13 protein-coding genes, 1 tRNA gene and 1 pseudogene are annotated in these 22,212 nt (G+C 72.5%); 7 read left to right on the forward strand and 8 right to left on the reverse strand.

Annotation, left to right across the window (positions count from 1 at the left end; all coding sequences use genetic code 11):
• Positions 1 to 813 (reverse strand): HAMP domain-containing protein (locus A2U95_RS31970; RefSeq protein ID WP_420856957.1); only part of this gene is annotated, 813 nt, incomplete at its 3' end.
• 421 nt (positions 814 to 1,234) lie between these two features.
• On the opposite strand from A2U95_RS31970, the gene A2U95_RS04195 reads away from it, so the two are divergent.
• The 6 genes from A2U95_RS04195 to A2U95_RS04220 are packed head-to-tail and all read left to right on the forward strand — an operon-like array spanning position 1,235 to position 7,529.
• Positions 1,235 to 2,080 (forward strand): STAS domain-containing protein, encoded by an 846-nt coding sequence (locus A2U95_RS04195; protein ID WP_166020876.1) that lies wholly within the window; start codon positions 1,235 to 1,237, stop codon positions 2,078 to 2,080.
• Positions 2,077 to 2,454, forward strand: coding sequence for an STAS domain-containing protein (locus tag A2U95_RS04200; RefSeq protein ID WP_166020877.1), 378 nt, complete (start codon positions 2,077 to 2,079; stop codon positions 2,452 to 2,454). Before A2U95_RS04195 ends, A2U95_RS04200 begins: the two co-directional genes overlap by 4 nt.
• Positions 2,451 to 2,876, forward strand: coding sequence for an anti-sigma regulatory factor (locus tag A2U95_RS04205; RefSeq protein WP_166020878.1), 426 nt, complete (start codon positions 2,451 to 2,453; stop codon positions 2,874 to 2,876). The genes A2U95_RS04200 and A2U95_RS04205 overlap by 4 nt, the downstream gene beginning before the upstream one ends.
• Entirely contained in the window at positions 2,864 to 4,093 is a 1,230-nt protein-coding gene (locus tag A2U95_RS04210; protein WP_166020879.1) for an ATP-binding SpoIIE family protein phosphatase, read from the forward strand. The genes A2U95_RS04205 and A2U95_RS04210 overlap by 13 nt, the downstream gene beginning before the upstream one ends.
• Positions 4,090 to 5,877, forward strand: a complete 1,788-nt coding sequence (locus A2U95_RS04215; RefSeq protein WP_166020880.1) for an ATP-binding response regulator — start codon at positions 4,090 to 4,092, stop codon at positions 5,875 to 5,877. The genes A2U95_RS04210 and A2U95_RS04215 overlap by 4 nt, the downstream gene beginning before the upstream one ends.
• Before the next feature lie 38 nt (positions 5,878 to 5,915).
• Positions 5,916 to 7,529, forward strand: coding sequence for a fused response regulator/phosphatase (locus A2U95_RS04220; RefSeq protein WP_166024807.1), 1,614 nt, complete (start codon positions 5,916 to 5,918; stop codon positions 7,527 to 7,529).
• A 28-nt stretch (positions 7,530 to 7,557) separates the two neighbouring features.
• Here the strand turns inward: A2U95_RS04220 and A2U95_RS04225 are convergent, their stop codons facing one another.
• The 6 genes and pseudogenes from A2U95_RS04225 to A2U95_RS04250 all read right to left on the reverse strand — a co-directional run bounded on the left by A2U95_RS04225 (position 7,558) and on the right by A2U95_RS04250 (position 18,690).
• On the reverse strand, positions 7,558 to 7,953 hold the full coding sequence (locus A2U95_RS04225; protein ID WP_240957196.1) for a DUF6343 family protein: 396 nt from the start codon (positions 7,951 to 7,953) through the stop codon (positions 7,558 to 7,560).
• Positions 7,950 to 8,597, reverse strand: coding sequence for a phosphoribosyltransferase (locus A2U95_RS04230; RefSeq protein WP_166020881.1), 648 nt, complete (start codon positions 8,595 to 8,597; stop codon positions 7,950 to 7,952). Before A2U95_RS04230 ends, A2U95_RS04225 begins: the two co-directional genes overlap by 4 nt.
• 111 nt (positions 8,598 to 8,708) lie before the next feature.
• Positions 8,709 to 9,269, reverse strand: a pseudogene (locus A2U95_RS04235) (dienelactone hydrolase family protein); the annotation flags it as partial.
• Between the two features lie 41 nt (positions 9,270 to 9,310).
• Positions 9,311 to 12,109, reverse strand: coding sequence for a DNA translocase FtsK (locus tag A2U95_RS04240; protein WP_420856958.1), 2,799 nt, complete (start codon positions 12,107 to 12,109; stop codon positions 9,311 to 9,313).
• 160 nt (positions 12,110 to 12,269) lie between these two features.
• Positions 12,270 to 12,962, reverse strand: a complete 693-nt coding sequence (locus tag A2U95_RS04245) for a response regulator (RefSeq protein WP_166020883.1) — start codon at positions 12,960 to 12,962, stop codon at positions 12,270 to 12,272.
• Positions 12,963 to 13,263: 301 nt separating this feature from the next.
• The gene (locus tag A2U95_RS04250; RefSeq protein WP_206282818.1) at positions 13,264 to 18,690 is read right to left on the reverse strand and encodes a HAMP domain-containing protein; all 5,427 of its coding nucleotides are present in this window, start codon (positions 18,688 to 18,690) and stop codon (positions 13,264 to 13,266) included.
• A 346-nt stretch (positions 18,691 to 19,036) separates the two neighbouring features.
• Here A2U95_RS04250 and A2U95_RS04255 point away from each other — a divergent pair, with 346 nt between their 5' ends.
• Complete coding sequence (locus tag A2U95_RS04255; protein ID WP_166020885.1) at positions 19,037 to 21,790, forward strand: SpoIIE family protein phosphatase; 2,754 nt, start codon at positions 19,037 to 19,039, stop codon at positions 21,788 to 21,790.
• Between the two features lie 66 nt (positions 21,791 to 21,856).
• Here the strand turns inward: A2U95_RS04255 and A2U95_RS04260 are convergent.
• A tRNA-Thr gene (locus A2U95_RS04260) sits at positions 21,857 to 21,929 on the reverse strand.
• Positions 21,930 to 22,212: the final 283 nt, after the last annotated feature.

The following is a 22,212-nucleotide window of genomic DNA, read 5'->3' on the forward strand; positions in this document are numbered from 1 at the left end:
GGAGAGCTGGTCGACCATCGTGTTGATGGTGTTCTTCAGCTCGAGGATCTCGCCGCGCGCGTCGACGGTGATCTTCTGCGACAGGTCGCCCTTGGCGACCGCGGTGGTCACCTGGGCGATGTTGCGGACCTGGTCGGTCAGGTTGCCGGCCATGAAGTTCACGGAGTCGGTCAGGTCGCGCCAGACGCCGCCGACGCCGGGCACCTCGGCCTGGCCGCCGAGCCGGCCCTCGCTGCCGACCTCCCGGGCGACGCGGGTCACCTCGTCGGCGAAGGAGGAGAGCTGGTCGACCATCGTGTTGACGGTGTTCTTCAGCTCCAGGATCTCGCCGCGCGCGTCGACGTCGACCTTCTGCGACAGGTCGCCCTTGGCGACCGCGGTGGCCACCTGGGCGATGTCGCGGACCTGGGTGGTGAGGTTGCCGGCCATGGCGTTCACCGAGTCGGTCAGGTCGGCCCAGGTGCCGGAGACGCCCGGCACCTCCGCCTGGCCGCCGAGCGTGCCCTCGGTGCCCACCTCGCGGGCGACGCGGGTCACCTCGGAGGTGAACAGGGAGAGCTGGTCGACCATGCCGTTGAAGACGGTGGCGATCTCGCCGAGGAGGCCGTCCTCCTCGTCGGAGAGCCTGGTCCCGAAGTCGCCGTCACGCACCGCCGTCAGGCCGGCCAGGAGCTGCCTCAGCTCCGCCTCGCCGATCTTCCCGCCCCCACGCGAGGACCGCGACCGCGGCGCGCCACGCGTACCTTCGACCGCCGTCGCCTCAGCCACGACCGACCTCTTTCCCTCATCGTTGCCATGACGCAGTGATGCCATGACGAAAGGCCGCACGGCGAACCCGTCGTCTACCCGGAATCCCCGGCACCATGCTTCCGGTTCCTCATCCACGCCGAGGACGACTCCGGAGGCTACTTCACCTTGTGAAGGAAGTGAAAACGGCCGTCGCCCCTGGGTACCGGCGGGTGCGATTTCCGGCCGCCTTCGCTTCCCGCCTGCCCCCTTCCACCGTACGACTTCGCGGAGGCATGTGCCGGAACCGTCCCCCGGGCGTACCGTGGCACGGCGGATCCCCCCGGAACCACCGCGGAAAATTCGCAGGTGTGCGACGCCGGAGCCGGGGTATCGGGAGCGGGACGTTTCCGTCGTGCCTCCCCGCGCGCGCCGCGCGGGGAGGTGCGGCGCGCCGACACTGCCGTCGCAACCGGTGGCGAGTGCACGTATCAAGAGGAGTTCAGCGGTGGCAGGGCAAGAAGTTTCCAGCAGGCTCGTCGAGCTGCTGACGGCCAAGGACGAACAGCTCGCCTCGGCCTGGGTGGAGGCCGTCTCCCGCACGCTGCGCGGGCGGATGTCGCTGTCCGAGCTCGACCGCGAGCTCCGTGAGCTGTACACGGCCCTCGTGGACGGACTGCGCAAGGGCGCGTTCGACTGGCAGGGGGAGGCCTACGCGGAGCTGCGGGCGCTGCTCGCCGAGCTGTCCCGCAGCCGGGCCCGGCAGGGCTTCACCCCCACCGAGACCGCGACCAGCGTGCTGGCCTGCAAGGACGTCCTCGCGCCGACGACGGACACCCCGGCCGAGGACATCCACGCCTACCTCCACCTCGGCAAGCTGATGGACGCCCTGGCGCTGTTCACGCTGGAGGTCTACGCCAAGACGCGCGAGGAGATCATCAGCGCGCAGTCCGAGCAGCTGATGGAACTCTCCACCCCGGTCGTGAAGCTGTGGGAGGGCGTGGTCGCCGTCCCCCTGGTGGGGACCCTGGACTCCGCCCGCACCCAGGTGGTGATGGAGAAGCTCCTCCAGGCGCTGGTCGACGCCGACGCCGACCAGGCGATCATCGACATCACCGGGGTTCCCGCGGTGGACACCGAGGTCGCCCAGCACCTGCTGAAGACCGTGGTGGCGGCCCGCCTGATGGGCGCCGAGTGCATCATCTCCGGCATCCGCCCGCAGATCGCCCAGACCATCGTCGCGCTGGGCATCCAGTTCGGCGACATCGTCACCAAGGCGTCCCTCGCCGACGCCCTCAAGCACGCGCTGCGCCGCGGCGGCGCCGACGTCACGACCGCCGGCGGCCAGGCGTGACCGAGCGCGTACCCGTCCTGAAGATCGGTGACGTCCTCCTGGTCTCCATCCAGGTCGACCTGGAGGACCAGATCGTCCTGGACCTCCAGGAGGACCTGGCGGCCCGGATCGTGGACTCCGGGGCCCGGGGCGTCGTCATCGACATCACCGCGGTGGAGATCGTCGACTCGTTCGTGGGCCGCATGCTGGCCACCACCGCGGCCATCTCCCGCATGCTCGACGCGGAGACCGTCGTCGTCGGCATGCGGCCGGCCGTGGCCATCACCCTGGTCGAACTGGGTCTGTCGCTCGGCGGCGTGCGCACCGCGCTCTCGCTGGAGAAGGGCCTGGACATGCTGGCCCGGCCGGGTGACGACCGTCCGGCGCAACGATGAACGGGCCCCTGCCCGACCTCGACGCCGACGTCCAGACCCTGCCGATCGAATCCAACGACGACGTGGTCCGGGCCAGGCAGCTGGTCCGGACGCTCGCCCAGCGCTGCAAGCTCTCGCTCGTCGACCAGACGAAGCTGGTCACGGCCGCGAGCGAACTGGCACGCAACACGCTCGTCTACGGAGGGGGCGGCGTCCTGCGGATCGGTCTGGTCCGGCGGGGCGGAAAGGTCGGAGTGAGCGCGATCTTCGACGACTCGGGGCCCGGCATCCCCGACGTCGACCAGGCGCTGACCGACGGATGGACCTCCGGCGGCGGCCTCGGACTCGGCCTGAGCGGCGCGCGCCGTCTGGTCGACGAGTTCACCCTGGACACCGAGGTCGGCGGCGGTACCCGGGTGTCGGTGACCAAATGGGGCCGGTGAACTGGACGGTCCTGGACGCGGAGGACGTGGTCTGGCTCCGCGACCAGGAGTCCTTCCCCGCCGCCGCCAGGATCGCCGCGGTGTCCGTGGCCCGGCGGATCGGCTTCGACGAACAGCGGTGCGCGGAGGTCGCCCTCGCGGTGAGCGAGGCGGCGACCAACCTGCGCCGGCACGCCGTCGACGGCGCGCTCCTGCTGCGGGTGGTGCGGACCCGCCAGGACGCCGGCGTCGAGTTCGTCACGACGGACGCGGGCCCGGGCATGGCCGACGTGGCGCGCTCGCTGACCGACGGCACCTCCACCGCGGGCACCCTCGGGATCGGTCTCGGAGCGATATCCCGGCTCGCCGACACCTTCCGGCTGCACTCGCTGCCGGGGCGGGGAACCGTCCTGACGGCCCGCTTCTGGACCAAGGAGGCGGACCGGCGGCAGGCCGCCTCCGCGGATCCGCTGGTCGAGGGGTTGACCCGGGCGATCACCGGCGAGGAGGTGTGCGGGGACTCCTGGGCGGCCCGCCTGGTCGGCGGGCCCACGGCCGGGTCCAGGACCGCCGGTTCGCTCCCGGCCGGCACCGCCGCCGACGCCACGCCCGATTCCTCCCGGGGCGTCCTCGGGTGGGCCGAACTCACCGGTCTGCGGCCCCCGCCGTTCACCGGCTCCGCGCTCCCCGGCCGCCGGACGGCGCACGACGCCACCACCGGCACCGGCGAACAGGCGCTGATGGTCCTGTGCTGCGACGGCCTGGGCCACGGGCCGCTCGCCGGGCGGGCCTCGCAGGCCGCGGTGACGGCGTTCCGCGACTCGAAGGCGGAGGACCCGGCGGCGATGCTCGCCGACCTCCACAGGGCGCTGCGCGGCAGCCGCGGCGGAGCCGTCGCCGTGGCCCGGATCGAGCCCGCCTCCCGGAGCGTGTACTTCTGCGGCGTGGGGAACATCAGCTCCTTCGTCGTCGACCCCGCCACCGGGGTCCGCCGGTCCCTGGTGTCCGCGCCCGGCATCGTCGGGCACCAGATGCCGACCCTGCGGACCGTCCGCCAGGACCTTCCGCCGGACGGCGCCGTGGTCATGCACTCGGACGGTCTCACCGAACGCTGGAACGCCTCGGACATGCCCGGGTTCCTCGACCACACCCCGCTGGTGGCCGCCGCCCAGCTGCTGCGCGAGGCGGGCGTCCGCCGGGACGACGCCGGGGTCGTCGTCGCGAAGGGGCCGTGGTGAGCACGGCCGCGGAGTGCGGGGCGGTGCCCCTGGTGTCGCTCTCCCTCACCACCGAACAGGACGTCTTCGTGCTGCGCCGCAGCGGCAAGACGGCCGCCGAGGCGCTCGGCGCGGAGCCCCAGGACCAGATCCGGCTGGCGACCGCGCTGAGCGAGCTGGGCCGTGACCTGGTGGGCTCCTGCGAACCGACCGTCTCCTTCGCCCTGGTCGGCGAAGGAGACGGAGGGCTACGGAGGCTGCGGTTCACCCTGCGGTGGGAGGACGGCCCGGGTCCCGGCGAGGAGGCCCTGCTCGCGGCGTCCCGGCTGGTGGCGCTGGAGCGCTCCGGGACGGGACGGAGCGTCGTCATCGAGCACCCGCTCGGTGCGCGGGCGCCGTCGGCCGAGCTCGTCGCGCGGACGCGGGAGGCCCTCATGACCCACAAGGGGGCGACGGCCCTGGAGGACGCGCGCGCCCAGACGGTCGACCTGATAGCGGCCCTGGAGGAGTCCCGGGCGCAGCGGGAGGAGCTGCGCCGCCTCAACGCGGAGCTGGAGGAGACCAACCGCGGGGTGATGGCCCTCTACTCGGAGCTCTCCGAGGAACTGGAGGAGACCAACCGGGGCGTGGTCGCCCTGTACGCCGAACTGGACGAGAAGTCCCGCCAGTTGCGGGAGGCCAGCGAGGCCAAGACCAGGTTCTGGGCCAATGTGAGCCACGAGCTGCGCACCCCGGTGAACGCCGTGGTGGGACTGGCGCGGCTGCTGCTGGAGTTCGACGTGGAGCGGCTCAACGAGGAGCAGCACCGGCAGGTCTCCCTGATCTCCGCCTCGGGCGCCACGCTGCTGGCGCTCGTGGACGAGCTGCTGGACGTCGCCAAGGCCGAGTCGGGCCGGCTGGAACCCGCCTGGGGGCCGGTCGACCTGCGGGCGCTGCTGGGACAGCTGCGGGGCACCCTGCGCGGGTACGCCCGGCACGGCGACGCCGAGCTGGTCGTGGCGGAGCCGGAGCTGGAGATCGTCAGCGACGAGGTGATGCTCACGCGGATCCTGCGCAACCTGCTCTCCAACTCCCTGAAGTTCACCGAGACCGGCACGGTGCGGCTGGACGTCGCCACCGAGGCCGGGGACCTGGGCGAGCAGGTCGTGTTCACCGTGACCGACACCGGCGTGGGGATACCCGAGGAGGAACAGCAGCAGATCTTCGAGGAGTTCTACCAGGTCCGCGGCGCGCACCAGCGGGGCCGCTCCGGCACCGGGCTCGGCCTGCCCTACGCGCGGCGCCTGACCGAGCTGCTGGGCGGCACCCTGACCCTGGCCAGCAGCCCGGGGCGGGGGACGCGGGTCACCGTGCGGCTGCCGGTGGCCCCCCGGCGGGACCGGGGCGCGGCCGGCGGCCCGCTGGTCACCGTCCTGGTGACGGTGGACGACGACGACGTGTTCCGCACGAGGATCCGGCCGCTGCTGGAGCAGCTCGCGGAGCGGATCGTCGAGGTGGACCGCGGCGACCGGGCGAGCCGGGTGGTCCGCGAGGAACGGCCGGACGCCGTCCTCCTGGACCTCCACATGCCCGGCGTGGACGGCTACGCGGTGCTGGGGGAACTCGCCGCGGACCCGGAACTCAGCGCGATCCCCGTGGTCGTCGTCACCTCGGCGGCCCGGGAGAGCCTGGACCACGACCGGCTCCGGCACGCCCGGGCCGTGCTCGACAAGTCGGCCCTGTCGCTGCCGCAGCTGGCGGCGGCGTTCGCGGGGCACGGAACACACGCGGCACAGGGGGCGAGCGGGAAGGAACCACGGCTGTGAGCCCCTGTCTCCAGCAGGACAGCGCCGTCGCGAAGGTGATGGTGCTCGACGACAACGACACCAAGCGGTACATCATCGGCAGCTGGCTGCGCCGGGCCGGTCACACGGTGGTGGAGGCCGCCGACGGCACGGAGGGCCTGGCCCTGCTCGCCGGCTGCCCCGACGGGGAGCTGCCGGAGCTGGCCGTCGTCGACGTCAAGCTGCCCGACATGAGCGGCTTCGAGGTCTGCGAGCAGATCAAGGCGGACCCGCGGACCGCCTCACTGCCGGTCATCCACATCTCGGCGCACGCCATCGAGCTGAGCGACCGCACCCAGGGCCTCCACCGGGGCGCCGACGCCTACCTCACGGACCCGATCGCCCCGGACGAGCTGCTGGCGACGGTCACCGCCGCGCTGCGCTACGCCCGGGCCCGCCGCCGCGCGGAGCGGCTGGCCGCCCGGGTGGCGGCCCTGAACAGCAGCACGCTGGCGGTGTACGGGGCCAAGGACGGCCACACGTTCGCCGAGGCGGCCGCGACCGGCGCGGCCACCCTGACGCGGTCGCCCGCGGTCGCCGTCGCGCTGAGCCCGGACAACCGCACCCTGCACGTCGCGGCGGCCCGGACGCCGGGCCCGGGCGGTGCCCCGCCGGTGAAGGTGTTCCGGTCGGAGCCGCGCCTGCTGGACCTGCTGGCCGGCCGGGCCCTGGGGGACGGCACCGGCACCGCCACCGCGCTGCTGTCCGCGGCGCAGTGGCGGGCCCTGGTCTGCCGCGAGGACGGCGCCGAGGCCGACGTGTTCGCGGGTGAGGTCGCCCTGGTCCTGGCCCGGACCAAGAAGGGGCGGCCCCCCGTCGCGCTCGCCGTGGACGGCGGGGCCCTCGCCGGGGTGGACGCCCGCGACCTGCTGTCCCAGCTCGCCCAGGCCTGCGCGCTGGCGCTGGAGGCCCTGCGGTCCCGCAGCGAGGAGCACGCGCTGGTGCTCACCCTCCAGCGCACCTTCCTGCCGGACCGGCTCCCCGAGGTGCCGGACGTGGACCTGGCGGTGCGCTACGAACCGGCGGCCGACGACTCGGAGATCGGCGGCGACTTCTACGAGGTCATCGAGACCCCGGCAGGTCTGCTGCTGGCCATCGGCGACGTGGCGGGACACTCCCTGCAAGCGGCGATGATCATGGGTGAGGTCCGGCACGCGCTGCGCGCCTACGCCATCGAGGGACACGACCCGCGCACCCTGCTGGACCGGCTGGACGCCCTGCTGACCCGGCTGCGGCCCGCGATCACGGTGACCGTCTGCCTGGTGCTGGTGGAGCCCGGCGGACGGCGCATCCAGGTCGCCAACGCCGGCCACATCCCGCCCCTGCTGCGCCACCCCGACGGCTCGACCCGCTACCTGACCGAACACGGGCCCCTGCTGGGCCTGAACGTGCGGCATCCCGCCGGCACCGCCCACGACGTGCCGGAGGGGTCCACCCTGCTGCTGCTCACCGACGGCCTGATCGAGGTCCCGGGGGTGGACCTCGGCAACAGCCTCGCCGCGCTGGAGACCACCCTGGCCGGCGCGCCCGGCGAGATCGAGGACCTGTGCGACCTGCTGCTGGAGCGGTACGGCAGGGAGAAGACGGACGACATCGCCCTGCTCGCGGCCCGGCTGGGCCGCACCGCCGGCTGATCCGCGGCGGGCCGCCGGGCGGGCCGGGTCAGGCGCCGCCGCGTTCGCGCCGCCGCCGTCGCAGGACCACCAGGAGGTCGAGCGCGGCCAGCAGGGCGACCAGCGCGCAGACGACGGCGGTGCCGGTCAGCGTTCCCCGTGAGGGGCTCTCCCCCGGGCCCGCGTCCGCCGCCCACAGCGCGAAGTAGACGGTCAGCGCGACGAAGAGCGGGACGAAGACGGCCGACAGGACCAGCCGCAGTCCGAGGGCGCTGCGCGCGGTGACCGGTTCCGTGCCCGTCCGGGGGTACCGGCGGCCGATCACCCCCGAGTTCCGCCGTGTCGCCGGCCTCCCGTCCGCACGGTGCCGGGGGGCGTCGCGGCGGGGTGCGGTGCCGTCGCGGCGGGGTTCGTCGTCGTGCCGGCGAGGCGCGTCGCCGGTCATGACCTGTACTCGCTCAGTATCTCGACGACCTCGTCGTCCCCGACCTGTTCGAAGTCGTCGTACCAGAGGCCGACCGCCTGGAAGTCCGGCGGCTGCCGGAGGCAGACCACGTCGTCGGCCTCGGAGCGCATCGCGGCGGCGGCCTCGGGGGCTCCGACGGGCACCGCGAGGATCAGCCGGGCGGGTTCCTGCCGCCGCAGGTGGCGGAGGGCGGCGCGGGCGGTGACGCCGGTGGCCAGGCCGTCGTCGACGAGGAGCACGGTGCGGTGCCGCACGTCGGGCAGCGAACGGTCGCCCCGGTAGAGCAGCGAGCGGCGCTTCAACTCCTCCCTCTCACGGGCCACGGCCGGGGCGAGGCGGTCCTCGCTCAGTCCGAGCATCTCCAGCGACGCCCGGTCGAACAGGGGCGGGTCGTCCCCCACGACGGCGCCGACGCCCACCTCGGGGCTGCCGGGCAGGCCGATCTTCCGCACGACGAGGACGTCCAGCGGCGCCCCCAGGGCCCGGGTGATCTCGACGGCCACCGGCACGCCGCCGCGGGGCAGGGCGAGCACGACGGGTTCGAAGAGTTCGCCGTCGGACGCCCACTCCATCATCCGCAGGCCGAGTTCCTGGCCGGCTTCCCGGCGGTTGTGGAATCGCATGACGTGAGGTCTGCCTCTCCCTCGGTGGCGGTGGTCGGGCCCCGGCGTCCTCCGGGGTTTCCTGCCGGCCGGCGCCTGAAACGGCCCGTGCCCGGTCCGCCCCGCGCGGCCTCACCCGGCGGGGCGCCGGCGGTCCGTGAGGTGCTCCCGGAACCAGTCGGCGGCGGCCCCGGTGACCTCCTCCAGGGCGCCGGGCTCGGGGAAGAGGTGGGTGGCGCCGGGGACGACGTGGAGCCGGTGGACCGCGGGCAGCCGCCGGGCCGCCTGCCGGTTGAGGCCGAGGACCGGTTCGTCGTCGCCCCCGACCACGAGCAGGACCGGTGCGGTGACCTGGTCCAGGGCGTCGCCGGCGAGGTCCGGACGGCCGCCCCGGGAGACCACCGCGGCGACCCGTCCGGGCCGTTCGGCGGCCGCCACCAGGGCGGCGGCCGCCCCGGTGCTCGCCCCGAACAGGCCCACCGGCAGGTCCGCCGTGCCCGGCCGGGCCTCCAGGTGGTCGACGGCGTCGGCCAGCCGCCCGGCCAGCAGCGGGACGTCGAAGCGGAGCCGGGCCGTGGCGGTGTCCTCGAGCTCCTCGGCCGGCGTCAGCAGGTCCATCAGCAGCGTGCCGAACCCCGCCGCGCGCAGTCCCCCGGCGACCGCGCGGTTGCGGGGGCTGTGACGTGAGCTGCCGCGCGCGGGCGTGGCGCGCCCGGCCGCGCCACGACGGCGGGCTACCCGCCGGGAACCTCGCCACGGATCCGGGCGAGCGCCTCGTCGAGGTCGTCCGCCTTCACCAGCACGTCGCGCGCCTTGGACCCCTCGCTGGGACCGACGATCTGACGGGACTCCATCAGGTCCATCAGGCGGCCGGCCTTCGCGAAGCCGACGCGCAGCTTGCGCTGGAGCATCGAGGTGGAGCCGAACTGGGTGGTGACGACCAGTTCGGCCGCCTGGCAGAGCAGGTCGAGGTCGTCGCCGATCTCCTCGTCGATCTCCTTCCTCTGCTTGGTGCCCACCACCACGTCGTCCCGGAAGACCGGGGCCATCTGCGCCTTGCAGTGGTCGACGACGGCGCGGATCTCGTCCTCGGCGACGAAGGCGCCCTGCATGCGGATGGGCTTGTTGGCGCCCATCGGCAGGAACAGGCCGTCGCCCTTGCCGATCAGCTTCTCGGCGCCGGGCTGGTCGAGGATGACCCGGCTGTCGGCCAGCGAGGACGTCGCGAAGGCGAGCCGGGACGGCACGTTCGCCTTGATGAGACCGGTGACCACGTCCACCGAGGGCCGCTGGGTGGCGAGCACCAGGTGGATTCCGGCCGCCCGGGCGAGCTGGGTGATGCGGACGATGGCGTCCTCGACGTCGCGCGGGGCGACCATCATCAGGTCGGCGAGCTCGTCGACGATCACCAGCAGATAGGGGTACGGCCTCAGTTCGCGCTCGCTGCCCGGCGGGGTCTGGAGCTTGCCGCTGCGCACGGCCTCGTTGAAGTCGTCGATGTGCCGGTAGCCGAAGGCCGCCAGGTCGTCGTAGCGCAGGTCCATCTCGCGCACCACCCACTGCAGCGCCTCGGCGGCCCGCTTGGGGTTGGTGATGATCGGTGTGATCAGGTGCGGGATGCCCTCGTAGGCGGTGAGCTCGACCCGCTTGGGGTCGACCAGCACCATGCGGACGTCCTCCGGGGTGGCCCGCATCATGATCGAGGTGATCAGGCAGTTGATGCAGGACGACTTGCCGGAGCCGGTCGCGCCCGCCACCAGGATGTGCGGCATGTGCGCCAGGTTGGCCATCACGTAGCCGCCCTCGACGTCCTTGCCCAGCGCCACCAGCATGGGGTGGTCGTCCTCGGCGGCGTCCGCCAGGCGCAGCACGTCCCCGACGTTGACCATCTCGCGGTCGGTGTTGGGGATCTCGATGCCGACGGCGGACTTGCCCGGGATCGGGCTGATGATCCGCACGTCAGGGCTGGCCACCGAGTAGGCGATGTTCTTGGTGAGCGCGGTGATCCGCTCGACCTTGACGGCGGGGCCCAGCTCCACCTCGTAGCGGGTGACCGTCGGGCCGCGGGTGAAGCCGGTGACCGCGGCGTCGACCTTGAACTCCTTGAAGACGTTCCCCAGCGCGGCGGCGACGGCGTCGTTGGCGGCGGTGCGGGACTTGCCGGGGCCACCGCGGTGCAGCAGGTCGAGTGCCGGCAGCGCGTAGGTGATGTCGCCGGACAGCTGCAACTGCTCGGCCCGCGGGGGCAGCTCGCGCTCGCGGGCGGGCGGCGCCTTGGTGAGGTCGGGGACGGTCCCGGCGGCCGCCGGCGGCTCCTCGGACACCGGGGCGGACGGGGTCGCGGGCTCGGGCCGCGCGGTGGGCACGGACGGCTCGGACGGCTCGGTGTCGTCGTCGTGGCCGCCGCGCTCGGTGACGCCCTGGGTGAGCCCGGCGACCAGCGGCGACGGCGGCAGGCCGTGCAGGATCGCCCCGTCGAGCGCGGCCGCCGCCTGGGCGGCGACGTCGACGGCGTCCATCGGGCGGTTCGGGTCGGGGCGGCGGTTTCCTCCGCGCCGGGAGCGTCCCTTGCCGGCGGGCGGCGCGTCCAGGCCCGCCGCCTCGGCGGCGTCGATCTCGTTCTCGGCCGCGGGCAGCGAGCGCCTCCGCCGGGCGGGCGGCAGCGCCTCACGCCACTGCTCCTCGTACCGTTCGTCGTCCTCGCCGGCCACCTGTGCCCCGGCGAAGCCGGCGTCGGCCACCGGCGGCTGCACCAGGCCGAGCCGGACGCCCAGGGCGCGCAGCCGCTGCGGGATGGCGTTGACCGGGGTCGCGGTCACCACCAGCAGGCCGAAGACCGTGAGCAGCAGCAGGAGCGCGACGGCCAGCGCGGCACCGGTCGCGTAGATCAGCGGGGTGGCGGCCGCCCAGCCGATCAGTCCGCCGGCGTCCCGTATCGCCTGCATGCCGCCGCTGCGGGCGGGCGAGCCGCAGGCGATGTGGACCTCGCCGAGCACGCCGATCACCAGGGCCGACAGGCCGATGACGATCCGTCCGTTGGCCTCCGGCTGCTCGGGGTGGCGCACGAACCGGCCGGCGACCACGGCGAGCAGGATCGGCACCAGCAGGTCGAGGCGGCCGAAGGCGCCGGTGACCAGGATCTCCACCAGCTCGCCCACCGGACCGCGCAGGTCCGCCCAGGTGCCGGCCGCCACGACCAGGGAGAGGGCGATCAGCAGGAGGGCGATGCCGTCCTTGCGGTGGGCGGGGTCGAGGTTCTTCGCCCCGCTCCCTATCCCCCGCAGCACCGCGCCGACGGCGTGGGCGACGCCCAGCCACAGGGCTCGGACGAGCCGGTACACGCCGTTGGTGGGGCTGGGCGCGGCCTTGGCGGCGGCCTTCCTGGCGGGCGCCTTCTTCGCGGGGGCCTTCCTGGCGGCCTTGACGGCCGGTTTCGCGGCCTTGGCGGGCCGGGGTGCCCTCGGCGCCTTCGCGGCCGAGGACGCCTTCGCGGGAGCGGGCGGCTTCTTGGCTGCGGAGGGTCGTGAGGCCATGAGGGTGAGGTTACCGGGGGATGCGCCCGTGGACACGCCTGCGCGGTGCTTCACCCGTTCGTGTCGTCCCGGGAGTGGACGAGGCGCCGCGCGGGGCGACCTGCGAGGCGGTGGACGGCACTGCCGACGCCCCCTCACCACCCGGTGGTGAGGCGGGCGTTCAGCTCTGCTGCGGCAGCTTCGGCTCGGCCGGCCCGGTGCCGGGCTCCAGCGCGTCGAGGGCGCGGCGCAGACCGTTCAGCTTGCGCTCCAGGTGCGCCGCGGTGGCGACCGCGGCGGCGTCCGCCGCGTCGTCGCCCAACTGCTTGGAGAGCGCCTCGGCCTGCTCCTCGACCGCCGCCAGCCGCGCGGACAGCTCGGCCAGCAGCCCGGAACCCGCCACACCGTCCTTGGCGGCGTCGCCCTCGGGCCGGCCGCCGCCCTCCAACTGCAGCCGCAGCAGCGCCGCCTGCTCCTTGAGCTGGCAGTTCTTCATGTAGAGGTCGACGAAGACGGAGACCTTCGCGCGCAGCACCCACGGGTCGAACGGCTTGGAGATGTAGTCCACCGCACCCGCCGCGTACCCGCGGAAGGTGTGGTGCGGCCCGTGGTTGATGGCCGTGAGGAAGATGATCGGGATGTCCCGGGTCCGCTCCCGCCGCTTGATGTGCGCGGCGGTCTCGAAACCGTCCATGCCCGGCATCTGGACGTCGAGCAGGATGACCGCGAAATCGTCCGTCAGCAGCGCCTTGAGCGCTTCCTCCCCGGACGATGCCCGGACCAGCGTCTGATCGAGCGCGGAGAGGATGGCCTCCAGCGCCAGCAGATTCTCCGGCCGGTCATCGACCAGGAGGATCTTGGCCTTCTGCACCATGGCCCGTCCTCCTCGCCCCGACGTGGGGCCGCCCCTGTTGGCAGGACTCGGGGCGGCTTCCTGGGATGCCGCCCGTGATGACGGCTTCCTTGCGCCGTCCGTCCTTGTGCCGGTCATCGTAGCCGCACCCCGGGTGCCACCACACCCTGTCACCGCGATGTCACTGTGCATGCAGCGGAAACGCGGCGCGAGCCCGAATGGTTCCCGGTGGTTCCCTTCGCCCACCGGGCCCCGCCGGATCCCGGCCACCCTCCGTAGCACGCTTACCCCGGAGCCCGCGTTTCTCACCCCTGGACGCGGATCACTTCCGCCCCATCCATTCCTCCATCACCGCGAGCAGGTGATCCGGGTCGACCGGCTTGGTGACGTAGTCGGACGCTCCCGACTCGATCGCCTTGTCCCGGTCCCCCTTCATCGCCTTCGCGGTCAGCGCGATGATCGGCAGCCCGGCGAACTGGGGCATCCGCCGGATCGCCGTGGTCGTGGCGTAGCCGTCCATCTCGGGCATCATGATGTCCATCAGGACGATCGTGACGTCCTCGTGCTGCTCCAGGACCTCGATGCCCTCGCGGCCGTTCTCCGCGTACAGCACGGCCACCCCGTGCTGCTCCAGGACGCTGGTGAGGGCGAAGACGTTGCGGATGTCGTCGTCGACGATCAGCACCTTCTCGCCGTGGAACCGGACGCCCTTCCGCGGCCCCGCCGACGGGGCGGGGGACTGCTCCGCCTCGCCGCCGGGACGGACGGACGGCTCCTCGGCGCGCGGCAGGGGCGGGTGCTCCTCGCGGCGGCGGCGCCGGAAGAGCGCCGCGGGCCCGTTCTGGGTCTCCCGGTAGGAGTTGACCTCGGCCGGGGTCTCACCGCCCGCGGGCAGCTCGGCCCGCGCCTCCGGCCCTTCCAGCGCCTCGTGCTCCGCGCCCTGCGCCGGCGTCTCGTTCGGGTGCAGCGGCAGGTAGAGCGTGAAGGTGGAACCGCGGCCCGGCTCGGACTGCGCGTGGATCTCGCCCCCGAGCAGCCGGGCGATCTCCCGCGAGATCGACAGGCCCAGACCCGTGCCCCCGTACTTGCGGCTGGTGGTGCCGTCGGCCTGCTTGAAGGCCTCGAAGATCACCCGCATCTTGCTGGCCGCGATGCCGATGCCGGTGTCCGTCACCGAGAAGGCGATCACCTCGGCGTCCGGCTCGCGCAGCGCACCCGACTCCAGCAGCTGCTCCCGGATGGCGGCCGGCACGTCCGCCCCGGCCTGCCGGATCACCAGTTCCACCGCCCCGCCGTCGGTGAACTTCACCGCGTTGGACAGCAGGTTGCGCAGCACCTGCAGCAGCCGCTGCTCGTCGGTGTGCAGCGTCGCCGGCAGCTCCGGCGACACCCGCACCGAGAAGTCCAGGCCCTTCTCCGCCGTCAGCGGCCGGAACGTCGCCTCCACGTAGTCCACCAGCTGCACCAGCGCGATCCGCGTCGGCGAGACGTCCATCTTGCCCGCCTCGACCTTCGACAGGTCCAGGATGTCGTTGATCAGCTGGAGCAGGTCGGAGCCCGCTCCGTGGATGGTCTCGGCGAACTCCACCTGCTTCGGGGAGAGGTTGCCGTCCGCGTTGTCCGCGAGCAGCTTCGCCAGGATCAGCAGCGAGTTCAGCGGAGTGCGCAGCTCGTGCGACATGTTGGCGAGGAACTCGCTCTTGTACCGCATGGACACGGCGAGTTGCTCGGCGCGCTCCTCCAGGACCTGCCGCGCGTCCTCGATCTCGGTGTTCTTCACCTCGATGTCGCGGTTCTGCCGCGCCAGCAGCTCGGCCTTCTCCTCCAGTTCGGCGTTGGACGCCTGCAGCGCCAGCTGCCGCTGCTCCAACTCGGCCGAACGGTCCCGCAGCTGCTCGGTGAGCTTCTGCGACTGCTTCAGCAGCACCTCGGTCCTGCTGTTCACCGAGATGGTGTTGACGCTGGTCGCGATCATCTCGGCGATCTGGTTGAGGAAGTCCTTCTGGATCTGCGTGAACGGCGTGAACGACGCCAGCTCGATCACGCCGAGCACCGTGCCCTCGAAGAGCAGCGGCAGCACGATCACCTGCGCGGGCGGGGCCTCGCCGAGACCGGAGGCGATCTTCAGGTAGCCGCTGGGCGCGTTCTCCACCAGGATCGCGCGCTTCTCCTGCGCGGCCGTGCCGATCAGCCCCTCACCGGGCCGGAACGACGTCGGCATGGAACCCATCGAGTAGCCGTAGCTGCCGAACATCCGCAGCTCGTAGGCGTCCCCGTCGACCGCGCCGACCTCCTGGGAGTCGCCCGGCGGGATCGCCAGGAAGAACGCCCCGTGCTGCGCGGACACCACCGGCGTCAGCTCGCTCATCACCAGCGACGCCACGTCGTCGAGGTCCCGGCGGCCCTGCATCAGGGCCGAGATCCGCGCCAGGTTGCCCTTCAGCCAGTCCTGCTCCTTGTTGGCGATCGTGGTGTCGCGCAGGTTGGCGATCATCTTGTTGATGTTGTCCTGCAGTTCCTGGATCTCGCCGGAGGAGTCGACGTCGATCTTCAGGTTGAGGTCGCCGCGGGTCACCGCGGTGGCGACCCGGGCGATGGCGCGCACCTGACGGGTCAGGTTCCCGGCCATCTCGTTCACCGACTCGGTGAGGTCGCGCCAGGTGCCGTCCACGTCCCGCACCCGCGCCTGACCGCCGAGCCGGCCCTCCGTGCCCACCTCCCGGGCCACCCGGGTGACCTCCTCGGCGAACGAGGACAGCTGGTCGACCATCGTGTTGATGGTCGTCTTCAGCTCGAGGATCTCGCCCCGCGCGTCGATGTCGATCTTCTTGGTGAGGTCGCCCTTGGCGATCGCCGTGGTGACCATGGCGATGTTGCGCACCTGACCGGTCAGGTTGGACGCCATCTGGTTCACCGACTCGGTGAGGTCCTTCCAGGTGCCGGCCACGCCCGGCACGTGCGCCTGGCCGCCCAGGATGCCGTCCGTGCCCACCTCGCGGGCCACCTTGGTGACCTGCTCGGCGAACGAGGACAGCGTCTTCACCATGATGTTGATGGTGTCGCCGAGCTGCGCGACCTCGCCGCGCGCCTCGATGGTCACCTGCCGGGTCAGGTCGCCGTTGGCGACGGCCGAGGCCACCTGCGAGATGTTCCGCACCTGGGTGGTGAGGTTCTTCGCCATCAGGTTGACGTTGTCGCTCAGGTCCTTCCAGATGCCGGTGACGCCCGGCACGTGCGCCTGACCGCCGAGGATGCCCTCGGTGCCCACCTCGCGGGCCACCCGGGTCACCTGCTCGGCGAACGACGACAGCTGGTCCACCATCGTGTTGACCGTGGTCACCAGCTCGAGGATCTCGCCCTTGGCGTCGACGGTGATCTTCTTCGACAGGTCGCCCTTGGCGACCGCCGTGGTGACCTCGGCGATGTTCCGCACCTGGATGGTGAGGTTGTTCGCCATGAAGTTCACCGACTGGGTCAGGTCCTTCCAGGTGCCGGAAACCCCCTGCACCTCCGCCTGACCGCCGAGGATGCCCTCGGTGCCCACCTCGCGGGCCACCCGGGTCACCTGCTCGGCGAAGTTCGAGAGCTGGTCCACCATCGTGTTGATGGTGTTCTTCAGCTCCAGGATCTCGCCGCGGGCGTCCACGTCGATCTTCTGCGACAGGTCGCCGCGCGCCACCGCCGTCGCGACCTGCGCGATGTTGCGCACCTGCGCCGTCAGGTTCCCGGCCATGCCGTTCACCGAGTCCGTCAGGTCACGCCACACGCCGGCCACGCCCGGCACCTGCGCCTGCCCCCCGAGGCGGCCCTCGGTGCCCACCTCGCGGGCCACCCGGGTCACCTGGTCGGCGAAGGCGGAGAGCTGGTCGACCATCGTGTTGATGGTGTTCTTCAGCTCCAGGATCTCGCCGCGGGCGTCCACGTCGATCTTCTGCGACAGGTCGCCGCGCGCCACCGCCGTCGTCACCTGCGCGATGTTGCGCACCTGCGAGGTGAGGTTGCCGGCCATGCTGTTGACGGAGTCGGTGAGCTCCTTCCAGGTGCCCGACACCCCGTCCACCCGGGCCTGACCGCCGAGACGGCCCTCCGTGCCCACGTCCCGCGCCATCCGCGTCACCTGGTCGGCGAAGCTGGAGAGCTGGTCCACCATCCGGTTCACGGTGTTCTTCAGCTGGAGCATCTCGCCGGAGACGTCCACCGTGACCTTCTGCGACAGGTCGCCGTTGGCCACCGCCGTCGTCACCTGCGCGATGTTCCTCACCTGGCCGGTGAGGTTGCGGAACGCCGTGTTCACGGAGTCCGTCAGGTCCTTCCAGGTGCCGGCCGCGCCGGGCACCTGCGCCTGACCGCCCAGCTCGCCCTCGACGCCGACCTCACGGGCCACCCGGGTCACCTCGGCGCCGAACGCCGACAGCTGGTCCACCATCCCGTTGACGGTGTTCTTCAGCTCCAGCATCTCGCCGGCCACGTCCACCGTGACCTTCTGCGACAGGTCGCCGTTGGCCACCGCCGTCGTCACCGCGGCGATGTCGCGCACCTGCGTCGTCAGGTTCCGGAAGACCGTGTTCACCGAGTCGGTGAGGTCCTTCCAGGTGCCGGCCGCGCCCGGCACGTTCGCCTGGCCGCCCAGCCGGCCCTCGGCGCCGACCTCGTTGGCGACCCTGGTGACCTCGTCCGCGAAGATCCGCAGCGTCTCGGTCATCTGGTTGATCGTGTCGGCCAGCTGCGCCACCTCGCCGCGCGCGCTCACCGTCACCTTCCGCGACAGGTCGCCGCTGGCGACCGCCGTGGTCACCTCGGCGATCCCCCGCACCTGGGCGGTCAGGTTGCCCGCCATCAGGTTGACGGAGTCGGTCAGGTCCTTCCACACGCCGGCCACGCCCGGCACCTGCGCCTGCCCGCCCAGCTCGCCCTCGGTGCCCACCTCGCGGGCCACCCGGGTCACCTCGGCGGCGAACGCGGAGAGCTGGTCCACCATCGTGTTGACGGTGTTCTTCAGCTCGAGCATCTCGCCCTCGACGTGCACGGTGACCTTGCGGGAGAGGTCACCGTTGGCCACGGCGGTCGTGACCAGCGCGATGTCCCTCACCTGAAGGGTGAGCCGGTGCGCCATCGTGTTGACGGACTCCGTCAGGTCCTTCCACGAACCCGACATGCCGCGCACCTGGGCCTGACCGCCCAGCTTGCCCTCGGTGCCCACCTCGCTGGCCACCCTGGTGACCTCGTCGGTGAACCGCGACAACTGGTCGACCAGGTTGTTCACGGTCCGCGCGACCTTCAGGAACTCGCCGCGCAACGGGTGCCCGCTGCCGTCGGCCCCCCGGGTCCGCATCTCCATCCGCGGCGACAGGTCTCCCTCGGCCACCGCGGAGAGCACCCGGCCCACTTCGGAGACCGGCCGCACCAGGTCGTCGACCAGGGCGTTCGACGCGTCGATCGCGGCCGCCCAGGACCCCTCGCAGGCCCCGGTCTCGAGTCGCTCGGTGAGTTTTCCCTCACGCCCGACCATCCGCCGCACCCGGGCGAGCTCGCCGGTCAGGTGCAGGTTCCGGTCCGCCACCTGGTTGAAGACGGCGGCGATCTCGGACATGAGGTCGTCGCCGGACACCGTCAGCCGCTTGCGGAAGTTCCCGTCGCGCATCGCCACCAGACCGGACAGCAGCCTGTTCAGCGCGGCCGTGTCCACCTGGGTGGTGCCTCCGCCCTTCGCACGCGTCCTCGCACTCCGCGTCGCCGCGCCAGACTCCACTGTGTCCCTCCCGCAGGGATCGACCAACCACTGCCGCTCGCGTGCCCGTGACCGGGGCCGCGCTCGCTTCACCCGCCCGTCACAACCACGCGTCGGGGGCGTTACCGTCAAGCCTGCCCAGTGCAGGCCCGTCCAGTGTTTCACCTCGTCCGAACCAGGCCATAACAGTTCGGCAAGCCCGCACACCGTCCGCACACCCTGCGGACGTAATCGGCGTCAACCGGCATCCGCGCGGACCGCGAAGGTAAGTAACCTTGCAGAAGGCTGTCCGGCCGAGCGCGGTCCCGTCCGGTCCGGACGGTGGTAAGACCATGGTGTGGGCATCGGAGGGGCGGCCTCGGAGAACATGACGACCGGACTGATCTCGGGGGAGCAGCCCCCGGAGTACCCCGGCCCGGCGGACGCGTTTCCCGCTCAGCAGCGGCAGGCGCAGGACGGACGGCCGGATCCACACGCCCCAGAGCGCACGAGGAGTTCTGTGATCACCGCGCGGGCGGCCGCCAGCTTCGAGCCCGTGGGGCGTTCCGTCGCCACGGCCCGGTCCTTCGTCCGCGACACCCTCCAGGGCTGGGGCTTCGCCGACGTCATCGACGACGCCGTGGTCCTCACCAGCGAACTGGTCACCAACGCCGTCGTCCACGCCGGCACCGCCGCCGACGTCGTCTGCCTGCGCTCCACCGAGGGCGTCCGGATCGAGGTCGCCGACCAGTATCCGGAGCGCGAGCTGCCCCTGCAGTCGGCCGCCCTCACCATGACCAGCCCCGACCAGGAGGGCGGCCGCGGGCTGCAGCTCTGCGCGGCCCTCGCCACCCGCTGGGGCGTCGACTACACGACGACGCGCAAGCAGGTCTGGTTCCAGCTGGATCTCCCCGACCGCGCCGTCGGCACCCGCTCCGCGGGCCCCGCGCTCCCGGTCGAGATGCTGCCGGCCGCCGACGGCCGGGTCAGGGTGGCCGTCGTCCAGATCGACCGCGACGGCGCGGTGACCTCGTGGAACGAGGACGCCGAGGACCTCTTCGGCTACCCGGCCGCCTCCGTGACCGGCAAGCCGCTCACCGACCTGGCGGCCTGGCCGCACACCCCGGGCACCGGCACCGGCATCGCCGAGGCCCTCCGGCTGTCCCGCTGGGAGGGCAGCTACGGCATCCGCGACGCCGTCGGCCGGGTGGTTCCGGTGTACGCCTCGCACCTGCGCGTCCGCGACCCCCAGGGCGAGCCCTCCACGGTCTGCCTGCTGGTCCGCAACGAGGAGCGCGCCGTCCTGCAGAGCCCTTCCCGGGGCGCCTCCTCCGGCGACACCGCCGGCCACGACGGCCGGGACGCCGACCCCTTCGAGGTGTTCATCGGCTCCCCCGCCCCCGACGACCTGGACGGCCTCCTCCAGCGCACCGTCGAGCGAGCCCGCGACATGCTGGACGCCGACGCCGCGTTCCTGCTGCTGGCCACCGACGACGAGACCGAGCTGGAGGTGCGCGCGTCGACCGGTCTGCCCTCGGCCCGCCAGCGCTTCGCCCGCGTCCCCGTCGAGGCAGGTCCCGGCCGCTACGGCTCGGCCCGCATGCCCGCCGTCCACGACGACCTGACCGCCGCCCCGGGCGCCATCCCGCTGCTCAACGGCACCGGGATGCGCTCCGTGGTCACGGTCCCCCTCAAGGTCGAGGGCCGCCTCACCGGCTCCCTCGGCGTCGCTGCGGAGTCCCCCGGCCGCTACTCGAACGAGGAGGCCCTGCGCCTCCAGTTCGCCGCCGACCGGATCGCCCTGGCCGTCGAGTCCGCCCGCCTGGGCGAGCTCGAGCGGCTCCGCCGTGGCTCGCTGAGCTTCCTCGTCGAGGCCTCCGACCTGCTGGCGGGCACCCTCGACCGCGACCAGACGCTCGCCCTGATGGCCCAGATGACCGTGCCGACGCTGGCCACCTGGTGCGCCGTCTACACGATCAACGACCCGTCCTCCGAGCCGTACCTGTCGTACGTCCTGCACGAGGACGAGGACCGCATCGACGGTCTCAAGGCTCTGCTGTCCAAGATCTCGCCACCGGACCCGGTCCCGACCCCTGGCGCCCGCGTGTGGACGGCCCCGTTCGAGGCCGCCCACGAGGCTGCCCTGCGCACCTCCATGCGCAGCCTGGGCCTGGGCGAGCCGACCACGCTCTCCTCCGGCATCGGTCCCACCCTCGCCACCGCCTCGGCGGTGGGCGGCGAGACGGTCGTCCTCCCGCTGGTGGCGCGCAACCGCGTCATCGGCATGCTGACGCTGGGCAAGCCCACCGACGAGCACTTCCGCCAGGAGTCCCTGGAGCTCGCCGAGGACCTGAGCCGCCGGGCCGCCCTGGCGCTGGACAACGCGCGCCTGTACTCGGAGCGCATGGCCATCAGCCAGTCCCTCCAGCGCAGCCTGCTCCCGCCGGAGCTCCCCCGGATCGACGGCGTCGAGGTGGAGGTCATCTACCAGGCGGCCGGCGAGGGCAACGAGGTCGGCGGCGACTTCTACGACGTCTTCCCGATCCGGGACGGCGCCTACGGCTTCGCCATCGGTGACGTGTGCGGCACCGGCCCCAACGCGGCGGCGGTCACCGGCCTCGCCCGGCACGCGCTGCGCCTGCTGGCCCGCGAGGGTCTCAGCGGCCCCGCGGTGCTGCAGCGCCTCAACTCCGCCATCCTCGACGAGGGCGAACGCAGCCGCTTCCTGACCCTCCTCTACGGCGAGCTGTGGCCGCAGGAGGACGGCAGTGCGCTGCTGAAGGTGGTCTGCGCCGGTCACCCTCTCCCCCTCCGCCTGCGCCAGGACGGCACGGTGGAGCCCGCGGCGGAGCCGCAGCCGCTGCTCGGCGTGATGGACGACCTGGAGCTCTACGAGGAGACGCGCGTCCTCGATCCGGGAGACGTCCTGCTGTGCGTCACCGACGGCATCACCGAACGCCGCGAGGGGATGCGCATGCTGGGCGACGACGGCCTGGCGGACGTCCTGACCACCTGCACCGGCCTCACCGCCGGAGCGGTCGCGGCACGCGTCCTGCGAGCGGTGGAGCGCTTCGCCTCGGAGCCGCCGTCGGATGACATGGCCATTCTGGCGATGCGGGTGCCCGGCCTGCACGCGGACTGACGCCGGACCTCAGTCGAGGCATACGAAAGAGGCCCCGCCCGAATGGGCGGGGCCTCTTTGCGGCTGAGCCCCCAAACGGAATCGAACCGTTGACCTTCTCCTTACCATGGAGACGCTCTACCGACTGAGCTATAGGGGCCTTGTCGTTTTTGAGGTTTCCCTCGCGGCGACACATGAATACTAACCCACGACCTGCGCAGACTCCAACTCCAGCTGGAAGACCGACGGACGGACGGGCCAACAAAGAAGATCCGCCCGCAATTGCCCGGAATCGACCCACCTGCCGGATGCCGGCACCGGCGCTGAATGAGGGGCGCCGGCGATGGGCATTCCCCGTGCCCATAACGCAGAAGACCCCCGCACCAACCGGTGCGGGGGTCTTCCCTCTTCAAGAATTGTTCGGCGGCGTCCTACTCTCCCAC

Source organism: Streptomyces chilikensis, from assembly GCF_001642695.1.
Taxonomy (GTDB): Bacteria; Actinomycetota; Actinomycetes; order Streptomycetales; family Streptomycetaceae; genus Streptomyces; species Streptomyces chilikensis.

Bases quoted from the DNA above. Each gene is read 5' to 3' on its own strand.
- A2U95_RS04255 (WP_166020885.1), top strand. From the start codon at position 19,037: ATGACGACCGGACTGATCTCGGGGGAGCAGCCCCCGGAGTACCCCGGC.
- A2U95_RS04210 (WP_166020879.1), top strand. From the start codon at position 2,864: ATGGGGCCGGTGAACTGGACGGTCCTGGACGCGGAGGACGTGGTCTGG.
- A2U95_RS04240 (WP_420856958.1), bottom strand. From the start codon at position 12,109: ATGGCCTCACGACCCTCCGCAGCCAAGAAGCCGCCCGCTCCCGCGAAG.
- A2U95_RS04220 (WP_166024807.1), top strand. From the start codon at position 5,916: ATGGTGCTCGACGACAACGACACCAAGCGGTACATCATCGGCAGCTGG.
- A2U95_RS04225 (WP_240957196.1), bottom strand. From the start codon at position 7,953: ATGACCGGCGACGCGCCTCGCCGGCACGACGACGAACCCCGCCGCGAC.
- A2U95_RS04205 (WP_166020878.1), top strand. From the start codon at position 2,451: ATGAACGGGCCCCTGCCCGACCTCGACGCCGACGTCCAGACCCTGCCG.
- A2U95_RS04230 (WP_166020881.1), bottom strand. From the start codon at position 8,597: ATGCGATTCCACAACCGCCGGGAAGCCGGCCAGGAACTCGGCCTGCGG.
- A2U95_RS04245 (WP_166020883.1), bottom strand. From the start codon at position 12,962: ATGGTGCAGAAGGCCAAGATCCTCCTGGTCGATGACCGGCCGGAGAAT.